General features: G+C 73.7%; 16 protein-coding genes and 1 pseudogene. 11 read left to right on the top strand and 6 right to left on the bottom strand.

The window, feature by feature from the left end:
- Positions 1-130 precede the first annotated feature (130 nt).
- The 3 genes from G6W55_RS02110 to G6W55_RS02100 all read right to left on the bottom strand — a co-directional run bounded on the left by G6W55_RS02110 (position 131) and on the right by G6W55_RS02100 (position 6,196).
- Positions 131-2,827 (bottom strand): SpoIIE family protein phosphatase/ATP-binding protein, encoded by a 2,697-nt coding sequence (locus tag G6W55_RS02110; protein WP_175519025.1) that lies wholly within the window; start codon positions 2,825-2,827, stop codon positions 131-133.
- A gap of 66 nt (positions 2,828-2,893) precedes the next feature.
- Positions 2,894-5,410 (bottom strand): SpoIIE family protein phosphatase, encoded by a 2,517-nt coding sequence (locus G6W55_RS02105; protein ID WP_175519024.1) that lies wholly within the window; start codon positions 5,408-5,410, stop codon positions 2,894-2,896.
- Between the two features lie 117 nt (positions 5,411-5,527).
- Entirely contained in the window at positions 5,528-6,196 is a 669-nt protein-coding gene (locus G6W55_RS02100) for a lipoprotein (RefSeq protein WP_309243601.1), read from the bottom strand.
- A 192-nt stretch (positions 6,197-6,388) separates the two neighbouring features.
- On the opposite strand from G6W55_RS02100, the gene G6W55_RS02095 reads away from it, so the two are divergent.
- From G6W55_RS02095 to G6W55_RS02075, 5 genes are all read left to right on the top strand, one after another.
- Positions 6,389-7,186 (top strand): hypothetical protein, encoded by a 798-nt coding sequence (locus G6W55_RS02095; protein ID WP_375372415.1) that lies wholly within the window; start codon positions 6,389-6,391, stop codon positions 7,184-7,186.
- A 208-nt stretch (positions 7,187-7,394) separates the two neighbouring features.
- Positions 7,395-9,497, top strand: a complete 2,103-nt coding sequence (locus tag G6W55_RS02090) for a DUF1996 domain-containing protein (protein WP_175519178.1) — start codon at positions 7,395-7,397, stop codon at positions 9,495-9,497.
- 177 nt (positions 9,498-9,674) lie between these two features.
- Positions 9,675-11,375 (top strand): hypothetical protein, encoded by a 1,701-nt coding sequence (locus tag G6W55_RS02085; protein WP_175519023.1) that lies wholly within the window; start codon positions 9,675-9,677, stop codon positions 11,373-11,375.
- Positions 11,376-11,548: 173 nt separating this feature from the next.
- Positions 11,549-12,838, top strand: coding sequence for a diacylglycerol kinase family protein (locus G6W55_RS02080; protein ID WP_175519177.1), 1,290 nt, complete (start codon positions 11,549-11,551; stop codon positions 12,836-12,838).
- Positions 12,831-13,403: a phosphatase PAP2 family protein gene (locus G6W55_RS02075; RefSeq protein ID WP_175519022.1), complete on the top strand. Its 573-nt coding sequence runs from the start codon at positions 12,831-12,833 to the stop codon at positions 13,401-13,403. Before G6W55_RS02080 ends, G6W55_RS02075 begins: the two co-directional genes overlap by 8 nt.
- A 19-nt stretch (positions 13,404-13,422) precedes the next feature.
- Here the strand turns inward: G6W55_RS02075 and G6W55_RS02070 are convergent, their stop codons facing one another.
- Positions 13,423-14,058: a class I SAM-dependent methyltransferase gene (locus G6W55_RS02070; protein ID WP_309243600.1), complete on the bottom strand. Its 636-nt coding sequence runs from the start codon at positions 14,056-14,058 to the stop codon at positions 13,423-13,425.
- Positions 14,059-14,486: 428 nt separating this feature from the next.
- Here G6W55_RS02070 and G6W55_RS02065 point away from each other — a divergent pair, with 428 nt between their 5' ends.
- Positions 14,487-14,663: a hypothetical protein gene (locus G6W55_RS02065; RefSeq protein ID WP_167797308.1), complete on the top strand. Its 177-nt coding sequence runs from the start codon at positions 14,487-14,489 to the stop codon at positions 14,661-14,663.
- A 127-nt stretch (positions 14,664-14,790) separates the two neighbouring features.
- On the opposite strand, the gene G6W55_RS02060 is transcribed toward G6W55_RS02065, so the two are convergent.
- Together G6W55_RS02060 and G6W55_RS38460 are read right to left on the bottom strand one after the other, a co-directional pair.
- On the bottom strand, positions 14,791-16,014 hold the full coding sequence (locus G6W55_RS02060; RefSeq protein ID WP_175519020.1) for an RNA-guided endonuclease TnpB family protein: 1,224 nt from the start codon (positions 16,012-16,014) through the stop codon (positions 14,791-14,793).
- Positions 16,015-16,256: 242 nt separating this feature from the next.
- Positions 16,257-18,089, bottom strand: coding sequence for an NlpC/P60 family protein (locus G6W55_RS38460; RefSeq protein WP_254876050.1), 1,833 nt, complete (start codon positions 18,087-18,089; stop codon positions 16,257-16,259).
- A 328-nt stretch (positions 18,090-18,417) separates the two neighbouring features.
- Here G6W55_RS38460 and G6W55_RS02050 point away from each other — a divergent pair, with 328 nt between their 5' ends.
- The 5 genes and pseudogenes from G6W55_RS02050 (at position 18,418) to G6W55_RS02035 (ending at position 23,117) form a co-directional block, all read left to right on the top strand.
- Complete coding sequence (locus tag G6W55_RS02050; protein WP_175519019.1) at positions 18,418-19,032, top strand: flavin reductase family protein; 615 nt, start codon at positions 18,418-18,420, stop codon at positions 19,030-19,032.
- 25 nt (positions 19,033-19,057) lie between these two features.
- Entirely contained in the window at positions 19,058-19,393 is a 336-nt protein-coding gene (locus G6W55_RS02045; protein WP_254876049.1) for a hypothetical protein, read from the top strand.
- 206 nt (positions 19,394-19,599) lie between these two features.
- A pseudogene (locus G6W55_RS38455) lies at positions 19,600-20,100 on the top strand (hypothetical protein); the annotation flags it as partial.
- Complete coding sequence (locus G6W55_RS02040; RefSeq protein WP_254876086.1) at positions 20,074-21,513, top strand: hypothetical protein; 1,440 nt, start codon at positions 20,074-20,076, stop codon at positions 21,511-21,513. The pseudogene G6W55_RS38455 and the gene G6W55_RS02040, both read left to right, overlap by 27 nt.
- Positions 21,510-23,117 carry a VWA domain-containing protein gene (locus tag G6W55_RS02035; protein WP_175519017.1) on the top strand — a complete coding sequence of 536 codons (1,608 nt, stop codon included), beginning with the start codon at positions 21,510-21,512 and terminating at the stop codon, positions 23,115-23,117. The genes G6W55_RS02040 and G6W55_RS02035 overlap by 4 nt, the downstream gene beginning before the upstream one ends.
- The last annotated feature ends 25 nt before the right edge of the window (positions 23,118-23,142 follow it).

Genomic DNA, 23,142 nt, shown 5'->3' with positions numbered 1-23,142 from the left:
GATCGACTCGAGGGAAGCCTAAACTAAGGCATGCCTTACCCGGTACGCGGGTCCGGTCTATGAACTCATAAGCGTGATGTATGACTCGAAGGTGCCCGCAGGCTCCGGTCGCGCCCTCGCCCGACTCCCGTCAGGGCAGCGGCTGTTCCGCCCAGATGATCTTTCCGGTCGGGGTGTACCGGGTCCCCCAGCGGTCCGTGAGCTGCGCCACCAGGAACAGTCCGCGCCCGCCCTCGTCCGTCATCGCCGCGTACCGCAGATGCGGCGAGGTGTTGCTGCTGTCCGCGACCTCGCAGATCAGCGTCCGGTCCCGCAGCAGCCGTACCCGCACCGGGGCCGCGCCGTACCGGATCGCGTTGGTGACCAGCTCGCTCAGGATCAGCTCCGTGGTGAAGGACAGCTCCTCCAGGCCCCACAGGTCGAGCTGCCGCACCACCGCGGACCGCACCACGCCCACCGCCGCCGGATCCATCGGCACGTCCCACTCGGCGACCCGGTCCGTGCCCAGCCCGCGGGTGCGGGCCACGATCAGGGCGATGTCGTCGTTGGGCCGGGCCGGCAGCATGGCCTCCAGCACGGTCCGGCAGATCTGGTCCGGAGTGCCGTCCGCCCCGCGCTCCAGCGCGGCCCGCAGCAGATCGAGGCCGGTGTCGATGTCCCGCTGCCGGTCCTCCACCAGCCCGTCCGTGTACAGCACCAGCCGGCTGCCCTCGGGCAGCTCCAGCTCCGCCGTCTCGAACGGCAGTCCGCCGAGCCCCAGCGGCGGCCCGGCCGGTACGTCCGGATACTCGACCCGCCCGTCGGGATGCACCAGCGCCGGCGGCGGATGACCGGCCCGGGCGATCGTGCAGCGCCGCGAGACCGGGTCGTAGATCGCGTAAAGGCAGGTGGCCCCGGAGACCGGCGCGCTGGTGCCGTCGGCCTCCTCGTCCTGGTCGATGCGGGCCACCAGCTCGTCCACCAGACCGAGCAGCTCCTCCGGCGCGAGGTCCAGCGCGGAGAAGTTGTGGACGGCGGTGCGCAGCCGGCCCATCGTCGCCGCCGCGTGCAGCCCGTGCCCCACCACGTCCCCGACGACCAGCGCCACCCGCGCCCCGGACAGCGGCAGCACGTCGAACCAGTCGCCGCCGACCCCCGCCTGCGCCGGCAGATACCGGTAGGCGATGTCCAGCGCGTTCTGCTCGGGCAGCGTGCGCGGCAGCAGACTGCGCTGGAGCGTGACGGCCATGCCGTGCTCGCGGGTGAAGCGGCGCGCGTTGTCGATGGAGACGGCGGCCCGCGCCACCAGCTCCTCCGCGAGCACCACCTCGTCCGGGTCGAACGGGTCCGGCCGCTCCGAACGCCAGAAGCTCACCACGCCCAGCACCAGCGCCCCGGCCCGCACCGGCACCGTGATCAGCGAGTGGATGCCGAACTCCACGACCTGCTCGGTGCGCTCCAGGTCCTGGGCCCGCCAGCCCGGCGCCTCCGCCAGCCGCGCCTCCAGCACCGGCCGCGATCCGGCCAGACTGCGCGCCTGCGGCGAGCTGGGCACGAACCGGATGCTCTCACCCACCGCGTACAGCGGCGCGCCCTTGCGGATCCCGCCCACCGCCGTGCGCCGCAGCGCGCCCCGCGCCTCCGGCTCCTCGCCGTCCAGCACGGCGTCGAACAGGTCGACGGTCGTGAAGTCCGCGAACCGCGGCACCGCCAGCTCCGTCAGCTCCTCCGCGGTCCGCGTCACGTCCAGGCTGGTGCCGATGCCGACCCCGGCCGCGTACAGCAGGTCCAGCCGCTCGCGGGCCGCCTCCGCCCGCCCGGACAGGGCGCGCAGCTCGGTGGAGTCGCGCAGGGTGGCGACGCTGCCGGCCGGGCCGTCCGCCAGGTCGGTGGGCCGCTGGTTGATCGCCAGCAGCCGGTCCCCGACGAGATGCACCTCGTCCGTGACGATCCGCCCGGACGCCAGCAGCTCCGCCGTCCCCGGATCCAGACCGAGGTCGAGGACCTGCCGGCGCTCGGCGTCCGGCGGCAGATCGAGCAGCCGGTGCGCCTCGTCGTTGGCGAGCAGCAGATCGCCGTCCCCGCCGACGATGATCACCCCTTCGCGCACCGCGTGCAGCACCGCGTCGTGGTGCTCGTACATCCGCGTCATCTCGCGCGGGCCCAGGCCGTGCGTCTGGCGCAGCAGCCGGCGGCTGACCAGCGCGGTGCTCGCGGTCGCCAGGATCAGCGCCACGGCGGCGCTGGCCAGGACCAGCGGGAGCTGACGGTCCGCGTTCCCGCCGACGTGCTCGGTGGTGATGCCGGACGACACCATCCCGACGACCGTGCCGTCCGGCGCCTTCACCGGTACGACGGCCTGCACCAGCCGCCCGATCGTCCCGTCGACCTCCTCGACGACCGTCTCGCCGCGCAGCGCCGGCTGGTAGTTCCCGACGAACTGCTTGCCGATCCGGTCCGGCTTGGGGTGCGTGTAGCGGATGCCGTCGGTGTTCAGTACGACGATGAAGTCCATGTCGGACGCCTTGCGGGCGGCCTCGGCCGACGGCTGGAGCACCGCCGTGGGATCGGGGCTGCGCAGCGCGGCGACGATCCCCGGCGAGTTCGCGAAGGTCTGGGCGACGGCCACCGAACGCCTGCGGGCCTCCTGGGCGCTGTCGTGCCGCACCTGGAGCAGCAGGGCCACCACCGCGGCCACCACGACCAGCAGCACGATCACGACCTGGAGGACGAACACCTGCGCGGCGAGACTGCGTCCGCCCAGCGCGGACTCTGACGTACGCAGGACCCGCGGGCCCCGGGGTCGACGGGCCGGCTGGGCGTCCGAGCGCCCCAGGAGTCGGACCATGTGCCATGTCTACACTGCTTGGCCTGGTGAGGCGAGGGGCGTCACCGACGGTCACGGAACGCGCCGTCACCCGGTCCGCGGACGATCTTCCGGGTCCTCGGGACGGGTGGCGAGCAGCAGGGCGATGTCGTCGGGCCGGTCCACGAGATGCCGGGCCGTCACGGTGAGCCGGTCCGCGACGTCGGCGAGCGGTCCTGCCGGGCGCGACCCGGCCTCCGCGAGGGCCGCGCGCAGGACGGCGATCCCGTCGTCGATGTCGTGCCCGGGCCGCTCGACCAGCCCGTCCGTGTAGAGCGCCAGGATCGCCCCCGGTTCGAGGACCAGCTCGGTCACCGGGTAGTGGGCGCGCGCGTCGACGCCGAGGACCACCCCGCCGGGCAGCTCGACGACGTCCGTACGGCCGTCGGGGTGGCGCAGCAGCGGCGGGAGATGGCCCGCGCGGGCGGCCCTGGCCCGGCCGGTGACGGGGTCGAGACGGACGTAGCAGCAGCTCGCGAACTGGCCGGGGTCCAGGTCGATGAGGAGCCGGTTCGTGCCGCTCATGACCTGCTCGGGCGGGTGGTCGCCGAGCGCGAAGGCCCGGACCGCGCTGCGCAGTTGGCCCATCGTGGCGGCCGCCTGCACGCCGTGTCCCTGGACGTCCCCGATCACCAGCGCGAGGCCGTCGCCGGCGCCCACGACGTCGTACCAGTCGCCGCCGACGTCCATGCCCTCGGTGCCCGGCAGATACCGTCCGGCGGTCTCCACGCGCGCGTGCTGCGACAGCCGGCGCGGCAGCAGGGCCTGCTGGAGTCCGCGGGCGAGGGCGGCCTCGGTGTCGTAGCGCTGGGCCTTCTCCATCGCGTGGGCGATCAGCCCGGCGAGCGCGGTCAGGACCGTGCGCTCCTCGGAGCTGAAGCTGCGCGGGCGGTCGAAGCCGAGGATGCACGAACCGACCGGGCGGCCCGAGGCGATCAGCGGCAGGAAGGCGCGGGCGCCCACGGTCGCGTCGAGACGTATCCCCGGATAGGCGGCCGCCAGCTCCTCCATGGAGTCGAAGAACAGCGGGCGGCCCGTCGTCAGCGTCTCCACGCCCGGCAGGTGCGCGTCGAGGCCGACGCCCTCGAACGGGGCGAGGAAGCCCTCCGGGAAGCCGCTCTCCCAGGCCAGGTACAGATGCCGTTCCTGGAGCAGGTAGATGGCGAGCCGGCGGCCGCCGAACGCGGGCAGCAGCTCCTGCATCACCACTTCGGACACCTGCCGGGCGGTCACTGCCTCGGTCAGCGCGATCGCCAGCAGGATGGGCCGGTACAGCGGGGCCGTCGAGGTGTCCTCGGCGGGCGGCGCCCCGGAGTCCTCGGGCGCGGGGGCCGAGTCGTCCGGCATCCGGGTCGCCGGGACCGCCGTACAGGTGAGCAGGTCGGCGCCGGGGTAGACGGCCATGCTCAGCCAGTCGCCCTCGAAGGGGCCCGGCTCGCCGCCCGGCCGGCGCACATGGAAGTGCACCGGCTCCGGCGACAGCAGGGCGCCCCGCAGATGCTCCTCGCAGGCCGGCTGGCTCAGCCACGGCACCGCGTCCCACAGCGGACGGCCCACCAGCCGGGCGCGCTCCACGCCCAGCAGCTCGGCGGCCCGCGCGTTGGCGTAGACGACCAGCCCGAGCCGGTCGAGGCAGAACACGCCCTCCGGGAGGAGGTCGGCGGCCCCGTCGGCGAGCGCGCCGGGCCCCGGATCGAGCAGGACGCCGGTGACGGCCCCCGGGGCGCCGTCGGAGGCCGGCCACAGCTCCAGCAGCCGCAGCCCGCCCGCCGCGCTGCGCACCTCGATCGGCACGGTCGGCGGCCGGCCCTCGGCGGTACGGTGCAGCAGGTCGGGCAGCCGGTGCGCGTCGGCCGGGTCCACGGCCCGCGCCAGCGCGTCCAGGGTGTGCGGCAGCGCGCCGGGCGGCAGCCCGAACAGGGCCCGCGCCTGGTCGTCGGCGAGGACCGTGTCGCTCGCCGGATCCCAGGAGAACCGGCCCACCCGGCCCGGCGGGGAGGCGGTGGCCGGCGGCCGCACGCACAGCGGCTCGTCGTCCCAGAACGTGCCCCCGCCCCCGCCCCCGCCCTCGCCCCCGCCTTCGGTCTCCAGCCGCAGCAGGGCCTTCGCCAGGGCGTTCGCCGCCTCGGCGAGCCGCTCGCGCTCGGCCAGCACCTCCCCGGCGTCCGCCACCGCGTCGCGCAGCGCCGTCATCACACCGAAGGACACGCCCTCCGCCACCACCGGGACGTTCAGCGCGGCGAACTGGAACGGCAGGCCCGCCGCGAACTGCGGATAGCGGCGCATCGCGTCCGTGGCGTTCGCCAGCACCACCGGGGTGCCGGTGCGGTGCACGTCGGCCACCGGGAACGGCCGGTCCACATGCACCCGCCACCACGGCCTGAACAGCAGCCCGGGCAGCCCCGTGACGACCGCGAGACGCAGGACGCCGGGCGTGCCCGAGCGCAGGTAGACGCCCCCGGCGCGGCCGTTCCCGGCCCGCAGGGCGTCCACCGCGGCCCCGGTCAGCAGCGCGGGCGGCGGTCCCGGCGGCCTCAGCTCGTCGTCCCCGGCGCTCCCAGTCATCGGCCCTACCTCGTCCGTGCCGCCGCGTGGGCGACACAGCAAGAATGCGCCACACCGGGGCCGGTCTGCATCCCGCGGGCCGCCGAACGGCGCCGCGCACCGGCCCGCGCGGGAGCCTCAGCCGGAGACGCGCAGGGTGCTCCTGGCCAGCTCGTACGCCGGGAGCATCGCCTCGTGCTCCTGCGTGTCCATGCCGCCCAGGTGCAGGATCACGGTCCCGTCCGGCGTCCCGACCGCGAGGGCGCGCTCCTTCTTCGTCTCCTCCAGCAGCTCGCTCGTGGTCTGATACTCGACCTCGACGGCGTCGACCTCGCCGGCCTCGACCGACCGGTACTCGGCTCCGCTCACATCCTCGGCGGCGGCCACGAACTCCTCCAGCACCGCGCGCGGCTCGGCGTCGCCCGCCTCGCCGGTGTACACCCGCAGGAAGCCGATCTTCCCGGCGGGCTTGGCGTCGATCTCACAGGCCACGGTGACGGGCCCCTGCCGCAGGAACGCGTCCGCCAGCTCCCCCAGGTCACCGCCCTCCTCCGTCGCCGCCGCCGCGTCGACCGCCTTCGGCTTCCAGAACTCGGCGGTGTCGAAGGTGACGGGCAGCTCACACGCCGACCCGTCCGCCCCGACCGACGCCCCACGCTTCGCGACACCGACGGTGGGACTCGCCGAGGCCCCCACACTCTCGGATCCCCCGCTCTCCCCACCCGAGCACCCGGCGACGGCGGCCAGCCCCGCCACCATCCCGAGGACGACGAGCCCCCGCCCCACGTTCCCCACCCCTGCACGCACCTGAATCTCCCCCTCGTGACATGACCCCAGCCGGCTTCGGTACCGGCGGGGAACTTTAACCGAGGGGAGGGGAGTGGTGGTTACCGGGTGGTAGGGCGCGTCAGTGATCCTCGCGGGGCGTCTTCGCGTCTTTGTCGGTGGGCCGTGCCGGGGCGGGGCGGGTGGGTCGGTGAGAGGAGTGTGGGGGTAGCCGTGAGTGTCGTGAGTCCGGAGGTGGAGCGGGCGGACGGGGACGAGCTTGTCGTGGTGGAGGCCGCGGCCCCGGGGGGAGCGCGGCGGTGGCGTGGGCTTCGGTTCGTCCGGCGGGTGGTGTGGGGGGAGTGGGAGGGGATCGTCGTCGATCCGTTGCGGAGGTTGCGGCGGCGGGGGCCCGGGGGGCTGGTGCTGGCGTTCGTGGCCTGTGGGGGTGTCGTCTTCTTCCATGCCCTCGCCCAGCGGCCCGGTGGGGCCGAGGTCGTGCGGACGCTCGGTGGGGTGCAGGGGGATCTGCCGTTGTGGGTGGCCTTGTTGCGGACTCCCGTCTCGCTCTACGTGCCCGCGCTCGATCTGCCCGTGTGGGGCGGTATCGCGCAGCTCTTCCTCGCCTTCGCGCTCGCCGAGCTGACCCTCGGACGCGCCAGGACCCTCGCCGTCGCCTACGCCGCCACGCTCGCCGGCACCCTCACGGTGCGGCTCATGCTCGCGGCCGGACCGGACGGGTGGGGGTTCGGGCTGCCGCCCGAGGCGGGGCAGGTGCTGGACACCGGGCCGTCCGCCGCGGTCGTCGGCCTCTTCACCTATCTGGCGGTCCTGCGCCGGGCCCCCGTACTGTTCACGCTCACCGGTGGCTCGATGCTCGTGGAGTCCGTCGTCAGACCCAACCTCGCCGGACGCGAGCATCTGATCGCCGTGGCCGCCGCCGTCGCCCTCGGGCTGCTGCACGGTCAGGGGGTGCGTCTGCGACGCCTGTTGCGGGAGTGGCTCCGGGTGCGGCTCCATGTACCCAGGTGAGAGGCGCGATCTGAGATGTTGCTATGAATTTCCGGGACGGTTGAACACTTCCGCACCGGGCCGCGTATGGGACCGGGGGGATTTATTGTCCGCCGCCGACCACGACGCGTAGGAGCAACCCTTGGTACACAACAGGCGCAGACGCCCCACGGGCGGACGGCGCGCGACCTTCGCGGCGGTCGCGCTCATGCTCGGCGGTGGCGGGCTCATGGCGGCCAACGTCTACGCCTCCGCCACGGAGGACGACGGTGGAAAGCCCTGGACCTCGGGTTCCGTCACCATCGACTGCCCCGACGTCGGCACCCGGCTCACCGATGTGCCGCAGCAGGCCGGCGAGGAGGTCGACCGCGAACTGGCCAACCTGGACCAGCAGATAGCCGCGGCCTACCGCCAGCTCCAGGACTCGGCCCAGTCCGTGCGCGAGGACGCCGGCTTCGCCGACAACGCGGTCATGAACCCCCTGAAGGAGAAGCGCGCGGCGACCATCGAGCGCATCTCGATCGCCATCGACCGTGTCGGCGACCGCCCGCAGGGCCTCGAGGAGTTCGCCGCCTGCACCCTGCGCACGGCCGACGACCAGGCCGGCGAGCAGGGCAACGGCGAGCAGGGCGGCGGCGGTCAGGACCAGGGCGGCCAGAACCAGGGCGACCAGGGCGACCAGGGCCAGGGCCAGAACGACGGCCAGCAGGGCGGCCAGGGCGGTCAGGACCAGGGCCAGAACGGTGGCGGCCAGCAGGGCAACGGCGGTCAGGCCGGCAACGGTCCCGTCGCCGCGGACTACGTGGACATCAAGTCCGTCCAGCCCGGCGGCCAGGGCGCGAACCCGGCCTCCGGCCCCTCCCGCGGCACCTTCGCCACGAGCTGCGGCGTCAACGAGAACGGCCTGTTCAACTCGGACAACGTGATCGTCGCCCCGGGTGTCACCAACGGCGCCCACCACTTCCACGACTACGTCGGCAACCAGTCCAACGACGCCTTCGCCTCGGACGAGGACCTGGCCAACGCCCAGACGTCCTGCGTGGACCAGGACGACAAGTCCAGCTACTTCTGGCCCGTCATCCGTCTCCAGAACGGCACCCAGGAGAAGGACGCGAACAGCCCCGGCGGCGGCGTCGAGGGCAACGCCGGCGAGATCGTCACGCCCAAGGCCGTCACGATGACCTTCGTCGGCAACGCGCAGTCCAAGGTCACGGAGATGCCGCGGCTGCTGCGCATCATCACCGGCGACGCCAAGGCGTTCGTCAACGGCCCGGTCAACGCCAACGCCTCCTGGAGCTGCACCGGCTTCGAGGACCGGCAGGTCAAGGACAAGTACCCGCTCTGCCCGCAGGGCAGCGACGTGGTGCGCACCTTCCGCTTCCAGAGCTGCTGGGACGGCTCGAACATCGACAGCGCCAACCACCGCACCCACGTGGCCTTCGCCGCCGCCGACGGAAGCTGCGCCAACGGCTTCAAGGCCATCCCGCAGCTCGTCCAGCGCATCGTGTACGACGTCGACGCGCCGAGCCTGGCCGACGGCGGCCGGACCACTCCGCTCTTCGCGGTGGACTCCTTCCCCGAGCAGCTCCACAAGCCGGTCACCGACCACGGCGACTTCATCAACGTCTTCGGCGAGGACCTGATGCGCGAGATGGTCGCCTGCATCAACGAGGGCCGCACGTGCGGCGCCGGCACCGGTGGCGGTGACAACGGCGGTGGCGACAACGGCGGTGGCGACAACGGCAACGGCGGCGGCGACGACGGGAACAACAACGGCGGCGGGAACAACAACGGCGGCGGCAACGGCGGCAACGCCGGTGGCGACAACGGCGCCGAGAACCCGCCCGCCCAGTCCCCCGAGCCCCCGGCCGACGGCGGCAATGACAACGGCGGCAACGACAACGGGAACAACAACGGCGGCAACGACAACGCCGGCAACGACAACGCCGGTGGCGACACCCCCGTGACCCAGGACCCGAAGATCTACGACAAGCCGTCCCCGAAGGCGTCGGCCAAGGCCGACACCAAGCCCGGCGCCGGTGCCGGCAACGGCGGCAAGGGCGAGGTCGGCGACGCCGCCACCGCGCCCCCGGAGCAGTCCGCCGCACCGGCCGGCCAGGACGACCAGGGCGGTCAGGAAGCCCAGGGCGACCAGGGGTCGACCACTCCCGTGGACGACACCGGCCCGCAGACGCAGCCCCAGACCCAGCCGCAGGCCGTCGGGGGCAGCCTGGCCGAGACGGGCGCCCAGCTCTGGCCCGCCGCGGCCGGCGCTCTGCTCCTGATCGGCGGCTTCGTCCTCCTGCGCCGCACGGCCTTCCGCAAGGACTGACCCCGCAGCAGGACCCGTATGCGGGTGAGGGGCCCGTCGGCACTGTGCAGCAGTGCCGACGGGCCCCTTCGTGCGTCCCGCCCGCCTCCCGTACGGGTGCTCCGCCCGCCAAGTCCCCCCAGGGACCCGGCCCGCGCGGTATACGTCGCTCGAAGCGCGCGCGACGACGGGAGAGCCATGCAATCCACGGAGTACCCCTACGACCTCGGCAGCCACGGCTGGCCCGTGACGACCACCTCGCCCGAGGCCCAGCGATGGTTCGACCGCGGCCTCGTGTGGTCGTACGCCTTCCACCACGAGGAGGCCGTCGTCTGCTTCGAGGCCGCCGTCCGCGCCGACCCCGACTGCGCGATGGCCCACTGGGGCATCGCCTACGCGCTCGGCCCCAACTACAACAAGCCCTGGGAGTTCTTCGACGAGGAGGACCTCACCCGGACCGTCGCCCGCACCCACGCCGCCGTGGAACGGGCGCACGAGAAGGCCGCCGACGCCACCCCCGTCGAACGCGCCCTGATCGGCGCCCTGCGCGCCCGCTACCCGCAGTCCGGCCCGGCGAAGGACTGCTCGGTGTGGAACGAGCCGTACGCCGACGCCATGCGCGCCGTCCACGACCTCGCCCCCGACGATCTGGACGTGGCCGCGCTGTACGCCGACGCGCTGATGAACCTCACCCCCTGGCAGCTCTGGGACCTGCGCACCGGTGCGCCCGCCGAGGGCGCCCGCACCCGGGAGGCCGAGGACGTCCTCGACCGCGCGCTCGCCACCGCCCCCGCCGCCCGGCACCCCGGAATCCTGCACTTCTACATCCACCTGATGGAGATGTCCCCGACCCCCGAGGCCGCCCTCCGGGTCGCCGACCGGCTGCGCGGCCTGGTGCCCGACGCCGGGCACCTCCAGCACATGCCGTCCCATCTGGACGTGCTCTGCGGCGACTACCGGCGCGTCGTCACCGACAACACCGCGGCGATCGCCGCCGACGAGAAGTACCTCGCGCGGGCCGGCGCGATGAACTTCTACACGCTGTACCGGTCGCACAACCACCACTTCAAGATCTACGGCGCCCTGTTCCTCGGCCGGTACGAGACGGCCCTCGAGGCCGCGGACCGGCTGGAGGAGTCGATCCCCGAGGAGCTGCTGCGGGTGCCGAGCCCGCCGATGGCCGACTGGCTCGAAGCCTTCCTCGGGATGCGCTTCCACGTCCTGATCCGCTTCGGCCGCTGGCAGGACATCCTCGCCCTGCCGCGCCCCGCGGACCCCGGGCTGTACCGCATGACGACCGCCCTCTTCCACTACGCGCGCGGCGTCGCCCTGTCCGCCACCGGCCGGGTCGAGGAGGCCGAGGCCGAACGCGCGCTGTTCCGGGCGGCGGTGGACCGGGTCCCGGAGACCCGGATGCTGTTCAACAACACCTGCCACGACATCCTCGCCGTCGCCGCCGCGATGCTGGACGGCGAACTGGAGTACCGCAAGGGCCACCACGACCTCGCCTTCGCCGCCCTGGAGCGCTCGATCGCCCTGGACGACGCCCTGCCCTACGACGAGCCGTGGGGCTGGATGCAGCCCACCCGGCACGCCTACGGCGCCCTGCTGCTGGAGCAGGGCCGGATCGCGGAGGCCGAGGCGGTCTACCGCGCCGACCTCGGCCTCGACGACAGCCTGCCGCGCCCCTCCCAGCACCCCGGCAACGTCTGGTCGCTGCACGGACTCCACGAGTGCCTGGTCCGGCAGGGCAAGGACGACGAGGCCCGGATCGTCGCCCACCAGCTCAAGTTCGCCGCCGCGCTGGCCGACGTACCCGTCCGGGCGTCCTGCTTCTGCCGACTGGAGGTGCCCGGGGACTCCGCCGGCACATCAGGCTGCTGCGGCATGGACAATTGACCGACGACGAACCGCAGGACGAGCAACCGACCGCACGACGAGGAGTCCCGGGGCATGGCGGACGCACGGTGAACGAGACACGCGGATCCGCTCCGACGAGACCCTGGCCGGACGAACGCACCGGTCATGACCTCGTCGCGCGCGCCCGGCTCTGGGCGCGGGTCGCGCTGCTGATGGTCGCCGGATGCGCCGCCGTCGTCGCGGGCGGCTCCGGCTCCGGCGGCTGGCTGGTGCTGCTCGTCGGGCTCGCCGGACTGGGCCTCGCCGGGGCCGGCGTGTGGTGGATGCTCGCGCACCGCGGCGGCGCCCGGCTGCTGGGCGCCCTCCTCGCGGTGACCGCGCCGGTCGCCGTGCTGGTGCTGTACGCCGCGTCCGGCCTGTGGGTCGTCGCGGTGGGCGCGCTGGCGCTCTGGGCGGCCGCCCTCGCCGCCGCCCGCGCCGCCCTGCGCACCGTGCGCCGCCCCAAGGGCCACCACGGACGCAAGGCGCTGCCGCCCCGCCGCCCGGTGCTGATCATGAACGTGAAGTCGGGCGGCGGCAAGGTCGTCAAGCACCACCTCGTGGAACGCGCGGAGGCGCTGGGCGCCCGCGTGGTGCTGCTCGGCACCGACGACGGCCACACCGACCCCGTCGCCGAGGCCCGGCAGGCCGTCGCCGACGGCGCGGACCTGCTCGGGGTCGCGGGCGGCGACGGCACCCAGGCCCTGGTGGCCGCCGTGGCCGCCGAACACGACCTGCCGTTCCTGGTCGTCGCGGCCGGCACCCGCAACCACTTCGCCATGGACCTCGGCCTGGACCGCAGCGACCCGGTGCTGAGCCTCGACGCCCTCACCCACGGCGTGGAACTCCGCGTCGACCTCGGGGACGTCGGCGGCCGCGCCTTCGTCAACACCGTCTCCTTCGGGGCGTACGCGGAGATAGTGCAGAGCCCCGAGTACCGCGACGCCAAGGCCACCACCGCGCTGGAACACCTGCCCGACCTGCTCCAGGGCCAGGCCGGCACCACCCTGGACGTCCGGGCCGACGACTCCTCGATCCACGCCCCGCAGGCCCTCCTCGTCAGCAACAACCCCTACGCCCGCGCCGATCCGCTGGGCGGCGGCCGCCGGCCCCGCCTCGAGACCGGTCTGCTCGGTGTCATCGGCGTCCGGGTCGAGGGGGCCGCCCAGGCCGCCGAACTGGCGCTGCTCGGCGAGCGGGCCAGCGGCATCACCTCGCTCACCGCCCGCCGCGTGGTCGTCGAGGCCGACCGGGAGACCGTGCCGGTCGCCGTGGACGGCGAGGCCCTCGACCTGCCCACCCCCGTGGTGTGCACGGTCCGCCCCGGCGCGCTGCGGGTCCGGGTGCCGCGGCACCGCCCGGGCGCCGCCTACGCGCCTCCCACGGTCGACTGGCGGCGGATCGTCCGCCTCGCGCTCGGCCGCCCCGACCCCCGTACGATCAAGGATGCCTACGATGTCTGACCGCCGCCAGAAGATCTCCGCGCTGAGTCTCGTCAGCGACCTGGCCACCATGGACCAGGCCCTGTACGAGACGGTCACGGTCACCAGGACACCCGCCCTGGACACCGCGCTGCGCCGGCTCTCCGCGGCCGCCGACCACTCCAAGATCTCCTTCGCGGTCGCCGCGGGCCTCGCCCTGTGCGGGCGCCGGCCGCGCCGGGCCGCGGCGATGGGCGTCGCGGCCGTCGGGGTCGCCTCCGCCACCGCCAACCTGCTCGGCAAGCGGCTGGTGCGCCGGCCCCGGCCGCACCGCGCGGAGGACTCGCCGTTCCCGGGCCGCCATGTGCCGATGCCGGACTCCGCGTCCTTCCCCTCCGGGCACACCGCCTCGGCCGTCGCCTTCGCGGCCGCCGTCGGCCCGGCCTTCCCGGTCGCCGCCGTCCCGCTGGGCCTGCTGGCCTGCGCGGTCGGCTACTCCCGGGTGCACACGGGCGTCCACTACCCGGGCGACGTGGTCGCCGGGGCGCTCCTCGGCACCGGATCCGCCGCACTGGTGGTGGCGCTCGCGTCGCGGGCCGACGTCTAGGCGACGGCCCGGGGTGCCGCTACGGCTTCTCGCAGTGCAGGAAGAGATGGGGCTCGGGCACGGCCTCGGGGTGGTCGGGGGTGAACAGCACGCTCTCCTCGGCCAGTACGGTCAGGCCCGCGTCCCGCACCACGCCGAGGAGGTCCTCGGCCGTGAAACTCGTCACCCGCACCGGCTGCCCCATGAAGACGGCGTCGACGCCGTCCACGTCCAGCGGCACCGTGGCGAGCACCAGCGCGCCACCCGGCGCGAGCGCCCGCGCGAGCCGGGCGATCAGCCCGGCCTGCCCGGGGCGGTCCATCTGGAGCAGCGAGAAATAGACGCAGACCGCGTCGAACGAGCCGTCCTCCAGCGTGAGTTCGCTCACGTCCGCGAGCCGGAACTCGGCGCCGGGAACCTGCCGGGAGGCCAGCTCCACCATCACCGGGGAGACGTCGACGCCCAGCACGCGGTGGCCCGCGGACACCAGAGTCTGCGCGGTCGGCCGGCCGGTCCCGCTGCCGACGTCCAGCACCCGGCTGCCCGGCGCGAGCCGGCCCAGGAGCCGGTCCAGGGAGGCGTGGTGGGCCGAGGAGTGCGCGAACGCCTTCTCGTAGGCGGGGCCGAGCGCGTCGAACACCGCCGCCGCCCGCGGGCCGTCGTCCTCGTGGTTCACGCTGGTCCTCCAGGGGTCGTACACGGGACGAGGCACCGGACGGGCCTCGGCTCGCGCGCATCCTCGCATCCCTGACGGCCTCTCACAACGGCGCCCTCACCCGCCGGGTGACCACCGCGCGACCGCCGCCTCCCGGCCGCTTCCGCTACGCAGCGCAACTCTCCGGATGCCACCGGAACGACCGCTCCCCGCCGGCCCGCGTCCCTCCGTAGTTCGGTTTTCCACCACATCACGCGTCCCCCGTGCGGTCCTTGGCGCGCACGGACCGGTGCGCCGATGCGCGGCGCCCGCGGGACGACGGATTCCGCGGGCGGCCGGAATCCGAGTTTCCACTACCGTAAGTAACATGATCTGCTGCCGTCTGATGGGTGGCCTACTCGCAAGTAGCAAAGGCCGCCGCGATTCGTCGTACCCTTCGGAGGATCCCTATGCCCTCGCCCGAGGAAGCCCTGCACGAGGCCCGCGTCGCCTACGAGGAGCACCTGCGCACCTGCCGCCAGTGCCACTACGACAACGCCCCGTGCGCCGTCTCCAAGCTCCTCCTGCGCGCCTACAACAACGCCCGCCGCGCCCAGATGCGCTCCGGCAGCACCGCCCTGCGCTGACCCGGCCCGCCGCCGTCGACCGGCTCACCCGTCGGTGGGCAGGACCACCGTCAGGTCCCTGATCTCTTGACTTGCTCCTCGTGCTGAAGCCCGAGGATTCTGGCCTTCCAGGCCGGGTGCCGTGTCGCTACGCGGCACGGTTTCCGGTCGGGAATCCGTGGCTTCCTGTTTCTTCGCGCTGTGCCGGGATCGCTCCCGGTCTTACCGACGCTCCGCAGGCCGATACCGCCAGTCCGGCGGCCGTCTTCACGTTGATCGCGGCATTGTGGTCCCGGTCGTGGAGGGTGCCGCAGGCACTACAGGTCCATTCCCTCACGTTGAGGGGTTTGGGCCCGTCTACGGTGCCGCAGGTGGAGCAGGTCTGGGAGGTCGGCTCGAACCGGCCGATCCTGACCAGGGTCCGCCCGTATCGTTCCGCTTTGTATTCGAGCATGCTGATGAAGGATGCCCAACCGGCGTCGTGCACGGACTTGGCCAGTCTTGTACGGGCCAGCCCCGCCACCGACAGGTCCTCCACGGCGATCCCTTGGTTCTCGGAGATCAGCCTGGTGGAGAGCTGGTGGTGAAACTCGCGGCGCGCATCAGCAACTCTGGCGTGGGCACGGGCGACCTTCAGACGGGCCTTGGCACGGTTCTTCGATCCCTTCCGCTTGCGGGACAGCTCCCGCTGGGCCATCTTCAGCTTCTTCTCCGCCCGCCGCAGAAAACGCGGGGAGGAGATCTTCGTGCCGTCGGACAGGACGGCGAAGTGAGCCAGGCCGAGATCGATGCCGACGATCTGGTCGGTATCGGGCATCCGTGCCTGGTCAGCGGCAGGGTCGGTGTCGATGACGAAGGAGGCGAAATACCTGCCGGCCGCGTCCTTGACGACGGTGACGGAGGTGGGGGTGGAGGGCAGGGAGCGGGACCACTTCACCTTCACCGCGCCGATCTTCGGCAGGCTCAGCCGACCGCTGCCGGTGATGCTCCAGCGGGCGTTGGTGGTGAACCGGACGGACTGCCGAGGGTCCTTACGGGACTTGAACCGTGGCGGTCCCAGCTTCGGTCCCTTGCGGGTGCCCTTGAGGGAGGCGAAGAAGTTGCGGTACGCGGTCTCGGCGTCCCGCAGGGACTGCTGGAGCACCACCGCGGAGACCTCACTCAGCCAGGACCGCCCGGCCGTCCGCTTCGCCTCGGTGATGAGCTTGCGGGACAATTCACCGGCCGTCGGGAACGGCTGCCCGGCCATGCGGGCGTCCTCACGGGCGCGGACCGCATCGTTGAACACCACCCTGGCGCATCCGAAAGCCCTGGCCAGCGCGGTGCGCTGACCGGCATCCGGGGAGAGCCGAAACGCGTACCGGAGCTGCATGGCGCTCACTGTAGAGAGCTCGAACACCCACTGTCGCCGGGAACATGTGCGCGAGATGTCACCGGCCTCGGCACTCCCCGGCTCCGCCGGAACCACGCTGCGACGCTCCGCGCCGCCACCGCTCCTGAGCGTCCCCCACCCCGACCACCCTTCCGTTCGACGGACCGGACGCCAGTGTGACCGGGGGGACGGGTCCGGCGATGCGCGGCTTTCGGCCACACACGCGCGGGGCGGGGCGGGTGTCAGGAGGGGCGTACGGCGCCGCGCAGGGTGCCCTCGCCGACCGCCATGATCGGTTCCTCGCTGATGGGCGCGCCGGGGCGCGGGGCGTGGATCATCATGCCGCTGCCGGAGACCAGGCCGGTGTGGCTGAGGTCGTCGTGGAAGAAGACCAGGTCACCGGGGCGCAGTTCGTCGAGACCGACCCGGGGGAAGTCCTTGGCCTGGTCGAGCGTGGCGCGCGGCAGGGAGACGCCGGCGGCCCGCCAGGCGGCCTGGTTGAGGCCGGAGGGGTCGTACGACTCCGGTCCGGTGGCGCCCCAGACGCAGGGCCGCCCGATCTGGGCGCGGGCGAAGGCGAGGGCCTTGTCCGCCTTCCCGAGGTACGCGGTGCCGCCGACGCTGAAGGTGGCGCCCGTGGGGGCGGGGGGTGCGGCTGGGGCGGGGGGCGGTGTCGGGGCGGGCATGGGAGGGGGCGGTGGTGCCGGGGCGGCGGTCTGCTGGGGTGCCGGGTACTCGTACGGCAGGTACGGGAGACCGGATTCGGTGACGGGCATGCCGAGCGGGTCCGGCTGGCCGAGCGGAGGCGCGGGTGCGGGTGCTGGTGCCGCCGTGGACTGGAGGAAGGCCGCCACCACGGGGGAGGCGTAGCCGAACTCCGACGGCGGGAACCCGGTGGCGGGCAGCGCGCCACCGAACTCGGGCGCGGGTGAAGGCGTGGGCGCGGGCGCGGGCGCCGCGAAGGTGTCGGTGAGGGGTGCGGCGTAGTCGGTGACCGGTGCGGTCATGGCCGAGGGCGCGTAGTCGGGGACGGGCGCCGCCGTCGCGGGCATCGCGTAGTCGGTGACGGGGACCGTGAAGCCCGCGCCCTGGGTGAGGTACTCGGCCGTCGGTGCCGTGGAGGCGGCCCCGGGGGACATCAGCGTGGATTCCGGGATCATCGGGCCGCCGCCCAGCATGTCGTCCATGCCGCCGGGCTGGGTCGGTATGCCGGCCGCGAGGGCGCCGTACTCGCCCGAGGCGCCCTGGTAGCCGGCGGCCGCCGTGGCGAAGCCGCCCGTCGGTGCCATGACGCCGCCCGCCGGGGTCGCGTACTCGGCCGGCGGAGCCTGTGCCTGCGTGGGGGAGGGGATGACCGCCATCGGTGCCGTCATGGCGACCGCCGGCGTGCCGAAGCCGCCCTGTGTCAGGTATTCCGAAGTCGGCGCCGCGGCAACGGAGTTCGGCATCGGGGCGCCGCCGCCGGTGAGTTGGGGGATGCCGCCGGTGTCGGTCAGCGGGTCGGTGCCGGTGGTGGCGGGGGAGGGGTTGCCCGACCAGGCCGCCGCGGCTTCCGCGCGGTACGCCAACTGCTCGGCCGTGTCGCCGGGTTGGCCCGCGGGCATCTGGGGCGGGCGGGACGGGCTGGGTGCGGCGGCGGGCAGGGCCGCGGGCGCGGCCGGGGGCAGCGCGGCGACGGCTCCGCTCCCGCCGGGGAGTTCGGGTGCGCGCCGCTCGGGCGCCTCCAGTTCGAGGCGGCGTCCGGCTTCCAGTTCACGGGGTCCGCCGCCGCCCGCCGGGCGCTCCTCCCGCGGCGGACGGGCCGCCAGGGCGGGCCGCTCGGGCATCCGGTCGGCGGGCAGGGTGGCGGCGAGCGTCGGGCCGACGTTGTCGCGGACCATGTCGAACCACTGGCGGGCCACGGAGTCAGTGGCGGCGTCGCCGGAACCCCGGGCGCCGCCGGCGGGCCTGCGGGTCGCGTTCGACCTGGCGCGAGTGGCGTTGAACTTCCCGGTGTCGCTCTCGGCCCGGTCGTACAACGCGCTGACGGCCTGCTGGATCTCCGCCCGGCTAGGCTCGCCGACCTCCGTCGCCATGGAAGACGTACTCCTTCCGTGCTCCGCCGGCCGAGGGGCGGTGGACCCGGACGGCCCGCGGTTCGGGCACGCCTCAAGTTCCCTGCCCTGCCGGGCGGTTGTGCTGTCCACACCGGGTGCTGGTCACTTCCGGGACCCGGCCGCACACAAGAGTGCCATGGACTCGGCGGAGGCCGCGCGGTCGGCGGGGTTCGCCGGAGTCGGTCGTGCGGCCCTGGCGTCAAACTAACGAACGTGTGTGGCCCGTGTGAAGATTGACGTGTTAAATGTCCGATATGAATTCGTGACCTTCGTCTCCAGTGCCGCCCCGGGGTGGAGAATGGCCGGTATGCGCGTTGACTACGATCCCGAGTCCCTGGGTTCGGGAGCCTTCTACCGGCTGCTGACCGCCGTCGTCGTCCCCCGGCCGATCGCCTGGGTGTCGACCCTCGCCGCCGACGGCACGACCGCCAACCTCGCCCCGCACTCCTTCTTCACCGTCGCGTGCACCGACCCGCCGATCGTGCAGTTCACGTCGGTCGGCCGCAAGGACTCGCTGCGCAACGTCGAGGCGACGGGCGAGTTCGTCGTCAACTTCGCGCCCGAACCGCTGTTCGAGCAGATCAATGCCAGTGCCACCGACTTTCCGGCGCACGAGGGCGAGTTCGAGGCCGTCGGCATCGAGCCGGAACCCTCCGCGCGCGTGAAGCCGCCCCGGGTGGCCGCCTCGCCGGTGGCCCTGGAGTGCCGGCTGCACTCCACCCTCGGCATCGGGAACTCCACCCTGGTCCTCGGGCAGGTCGTGCACGCCGCCGTGCGCGAGGACGCGGTCGTGGACGGCCTTCCCGACATCCGCCGGCTGAAGCCGCTCGCCCGGCTGGGCCGCGACGAGTGGGGGACGGTCGGCGAGGTGCGTGACCTGGCCCGGATCGCCTACCGGGACTGGCCGAAGAGCGGCACCTGAGCCCGGCCCGGCGTAGGCTCGAAGCATGACGATGCGAGGTGGCGCCGACGGTTCCTGGCTTTCGCTGTGGTCGAAGGACTCGGCCCTGTCGATCGCCTCGGTGGGCTCGTTCCTGTCCGTCGGATCCGTGGGCAGCTTCCTGTCGATCGGCTCGGTGGGCAGCGCCGCGTCCGCCGTGTCGGTGGGGTCCTGGCTGAGCGCCGGATCGGCGCTGTCCGCCCTGTCCACCGGCTCCGTCCTCGCCTGGCGCTCCCGCGGCGGCGTCCTCACCGGAGCGGCCGCGGCGACCGGCGTCGTCCTGCTGTGCGCCTGGTCGGCCGGCCGCGCCCGCACCCGCCGGGGCTGCTCGCCGCTGGGCTGAGCGCAGGGGGCTGGGGACAGAGGGGCCTTGGTGAGGCGGGAGACACCCTCCCGCCCACGTCCGTGGCCTTCGTGAGCCCGACGCCAGAGGGCGTTGTCAGTGGTCGCCGGTAGGTTTTTCGGCGTCGGGGTGATCAGCCCGCGACAACCCCCCTGTGCTGCGCCGATCCGGCGTGCGCAGCCCTGCGCCGCGAAGGAGATGGTGCGTTGTCGGACTGGGAGAAGTCGAGCACGGCCCGGGTGGTGCCACCCGCGCGGACACGCAAGCTCGCCAAGGTCCCCTTCGTCGAACTGGCCGACGGACGCCTCCAGGGCGTCGTCTCCAGCGGTTCGGACATCGAGCGGGTGTACGTCTCGTCGGTCGCGTCCGGCACGTACGCCTTCGCGTGCAGCACCAACAACAACCGCCCCTGCGGCGGCGCCCGCGGCTCGTTCTGCAACCACATCCGCGCCCTGGTCACCGAGGCGGTGCTCCAGTACGGCGGTGATCGCGTCGCCCGCTATCTGCGCGTCGAGCCCGGCGCCGGAGCCGGCACGGACGCCGCGGCCCTCACCGCCGTCATGACGGCCGGCCGGCCGCCGCAGGCGGACGGCAAGACACTCGCCGCACCCGTCTTCAGCAGGTTCCTGCGCCACCTCGCCTACCTCGAACTCGCCCCGGTCACCACGCCGTTGCCGGAGATGCACTGGTTCCCGCCGACCCGCGCGGCGGAGCCCGGGGCACCTGTGGGGGAGCGCGAGGAAACGGCGGCCACGCCCGTGGACGGTCTCGACGAGGCGCTCGCCGCGGTGGACGCCTTCGACCGGGCGCTGGCCACGGGGCTGCTGCGCCCCCGCCCCGAGCGCGCCGCCGACCTGGTGGAACTCGCCGACGCCCTGGCCGGCAGCCCGCTGGCGGGAGTGGTCGCCGAGGCCGCCGAGAAGGCCGGCGCCGGTGCCGCCGGTGAGGACCACTTCGTCGCCCTCGCCGCCGGCCGCACCGCCCTCCTGGGCGCCGCCCACGACGCGCTCACGGCGGTCCTGGACGAGACCACCGGCCGCACCCGCGGCGAACCGGCACCGACGGCCGCCGGTGACCGTCAGACCGTCAACCTGCTGGCGGCGGCCCGCACCTGGCTCTCCGACCTCGCCCGCACCGGCTGGCAGGGCATCGACCACGAACTCGTCGGCGGCGCCGCCCCGATCGTCTCCGCCCTGCTGCCCCAGCCCGGACTGCGCCGCCTGGCCACGCTGCTCGACGGGTTCGCCGCCGAACTGGCCGCCTCCTGCCCGGGCGCCGCCCTCGACCGGATCCCGGCCCGCCGCTGGGGCGACCTGTGGGCCCGTGCCCTGCTGCTGACCTGCCCCGGCGCCGCCGAACCGGCCGCCACCGTGCCCGCCACCGGCCGGCTGCTGCCGCTCGGCGTCGACCTGCACGAACACGCCACCGCCGCGCAGGCCCAGGTGCACGCCGTGTTCGAACCCGCCGACGGCACCGCGCCCCGGCTGGTCCGCGCGAGCGTCTCCGTGCCGAAGCCGGACACCGTCGTGGCCGCGGGCGTCTGGCAGTTGCTGCGGCCGCACCTCTCGCTGCTCGCGGCGCTCGGCGAGGGCCGGACCGTGGACCTCGACGGCATGCCCCTCACCGAGGAGGGCGACCTCCTCTGGGACGACACGCTGGCCCGCGCGGGCGAGCCCGCCGACGCCCTCGCCACCGCCCGCGTCGCCCTCGCCACGGCCGTCGCACCGCCCGTCGCCCCCCTGGACCGCCACCCCGCGCGCATCGCCGAGCCGGTGTTCCTGGAGGGCTACGAGGTCCGGCGGGACGGCGACACCCTCACCTTCACGGTCGCCGGACAGCCGTACACGGTCGACACCGACCGCATCCCGGCCGCCGGACCCCTCACCCCCGAGGCGGTCGCCGCCTCCGGTGCCTGTATCGCCCTGCTGCGCTGGGACGACGGGGAGTTCCGGGTGCAGCCGCTCGCCGTCGAGACGACCGTACGCCGCAAGCCCGTCGCCCTGCACGCGGGCGCGTGGGCCGGCGGCACCACCGACAAGGCCGGCCTCAGGGCGGAGAAGGCGGCCACCGACGCCGTCACCGTCCTGCGGGAGCGCGCGGGAAGGCTGCTGCGGAAGTGAGCGGACACCGGAGTGACGACCAGGTGGAGGCCCTGCCCCACGACAACCGCCGTCAGGTGCTGTACTGGCGGCTCCTCGCCCGGCTCTTCGACCCCGAGGAGGAGCCCGCGCTGGAGCGGGCGGGGCTCGCCGTCGTCGAGGACATCGGCCTGCCGGCCGCCCTGCTGGACCCGCAGGCGTCGGTCGACTCGATCGTCCAGCGCCACCCGGAACTGGCGGCGGAGTTCGACGGGTTGATGGTCACGGAAGCCGACCCGGAGCCCTCTGACCCGGGAGCGGACTCCGAGCCTTCCGGCCCGGGAGCGGACTCCGAGCCTTCCGGCCCGGGAGCGGACCCCGACCCCTCTGGCCCGGAAGCGGACCTCAAGCCTTCTGGCCCGGGAGCGGACCCTGAGCCTTCTGGCGCGGAGGCGGACTCCGAGCCCTCTGGCCCGGAGGCCGACCCCGGCCCCGAGGTCGCCCGCGCCGGTGCCGCCGAGGTGCGTCGTGCCGCGCTCGTCTCCAAGGTGCTGCTCAACGTCTTCTCGACCGGCAGCGGAGCCGTCAGCGCCGGGCAGCTCTCCCGCTGGCAGTCCGACGCCGGCTGGCTGGAGCGCGCCCTCGGCTGCGCCCCCGGCGACCTGCGCGGCGGCCGCGGACCCGGCGGGCCCGGCGGGGTCGGCCCCACCGGCACCGGAGGCGGCGGCAGGACCCCCGACCTCAGCCGGCTGATCCCGGCGATCGGACCCGAACTGGGCGCCCTGGAGGCCGACCTCGTCAAGCGCATGCATCTGCGCGAGGTGCTGGCCGATCCGCAGCTCGCGGCCCGGCTCACCCCGAGCATGTCGCTGGTCGAACAGCTCCTGCGCGACAAGAACAACCTCTCCGGGGTGGCCCTGGCCAACGCCAAGGACCTGATCCGGCGGTTCGTGGACGAGGTCGCCGACGTCCTGCGCACCCAGGTGGAGAAGGCCACGGTCGGCGCCATCGACCGCTCGATCCCGCCCAAGCGCGTCTTCCGCAACCTCGACCTCGACCGCACCATCTGGAAGAACCTCACCAACTACAGCCCGGAGGAGGAGCGGCTCTACGTCGACCGCCTCTACTACCGGCACACCGCCCGCAAGACGACCCCGCAGCGGCTCATCGTCGTGGTGGACCAGTCGGGCTCGATGGTCGACTCCATGGTCAACTGCACCATCCTGGCGTCGATCTTCGCCGGACTGCCCAAGGTTGACGTCCACCTGATCGCGTACGACACGCAGGCCCTCGACCTCACCCCCTGGGTGCATGACCCCTTCGAGACGCTGCTGCGCACCCAGCTCGGCGGCGGCACCGACGGGACGGTCGCCATGGCGCTGGCCGAGCCGAAGATCGCCGAGCCGCGCAACACGGTCGTCGTGTGGATATCCGACTTCTACGAATGGCGGAGCCAGCCCCTGTTCGACAGCATGGCCGCCCTCCACCGCTCCGGGGTGAAGTTCATCCCCGTCGGCTCGGTGACCAGCTCCGGGCGCGGCAGCGTCAACCCGTGGTTCCGGGAGCGCTTCAAGGACCAGGGCACCCCGGTGCTCTCCGGTCACATCCGCAAGCTCGTCCAGGAACTCAAGACGTTCCTCGGCTGACGCGCCGCGCCCCCTCCGCACTTCC

The organism is Streptomyces sp. CAI-85, assembly GCF_013363615.1.
GTDB lineage: Bacteria > Actinomycetota > Actinomycetes > Streptomycetales > Streptomycetaceae > Streptomyces > Streptomyces antibioticus_B.
This window is presented reverse-complemented; position numbering and strand designations above follow the sequence as displayed.

Bases quoted from the DNA above. Each gene is read 5' to 3' on its own strand.
- G6W55_RS02085 (WP_175519023.1), top strand. From the start codon at position 9,675: ATGCAATCCACGGAGTACCCCTACGACCTCGGCAGCCACGGCTGGCCC.
- G6W55_RS02045 (WP_254876049.1), top strand. From the start codon at position 19,058: ATGACGATGCGAGGTGGCGCCGACGGTTCCTGGCTTTCGCTGTGGTCG.
- G6W55_RS02110 (WP_175519025.1), bottom strand. From the start codon at position 2,827: ATGGTCCGACTCCTGGGGCGCTCGGACGCCCAGCCGGCCCGTCGACCC.
- G6W55_RS02105 (WP_175519024.1), bottom strand. From the start codon at position 5,410: ATGACTGGGAGCGCCGGGGACGACGAGCTGAGGCCGCCGGGACCGCCG.
- G6W55_RS02060 (WP_175519020.1), bottom strand. From the start codon at position 16,014: ATGCAGCTCCGGTACGCGTTTCGGCTCTCCCCGGATGCCGGTCAGCGC.
- G6W55_RS02050 (WP_175519019.1), top strand. From the start codon at position 18,418: ATGCGCGTTGACTACGATCCCGAGTCCCTGGGTTCGGGAGCCTTCTAC.
- G6W55_RS02075 (WP_175519022.1), top strand. From the start codon at position 12,831: ATGTCTGACCGCCGCCAGAAGATCTCCGCGCTGAGTCTCGTCAGCGAC.
- G6W55_RS02080 (WP_175519177.1), top strand. From the start codon at position 11,549: ATGGTCGCCGGATGCGCCGCCGTCGTCGCGGGCGGCTCCGGCTCCGGC.
- G6W55_RS02090 (WP_175519178.1), top strand. From the start codon at position 7,395: ATGGCGGCCAACGTCTACGCCTCCGCCACGGAGGACGACGGTGGAAAG.
- G6W55_RS02040 (WP_254876086.1), top strand. From the start codon at position 20,074: ATGCACTGGTTCCCGCCGACCCGCGCGGCGGAGCCCGGGGCACCTGTG.
- G6W55_RS02065 (WP_167797308.1), top strand. From the start codon at position 14,487: ATGCCCTCGCCCGAGGAAGCCCTGCACGAGGCCCGCGTCGCCTACGAG.
- G6W55_RS38460 (WP_254876050.1), bottom strand. From the start codon at position 18,089: ATGGCGACGGAGGTCGGCGAGCCTAGCCGGGCGGAGATCCAGCAGGCC.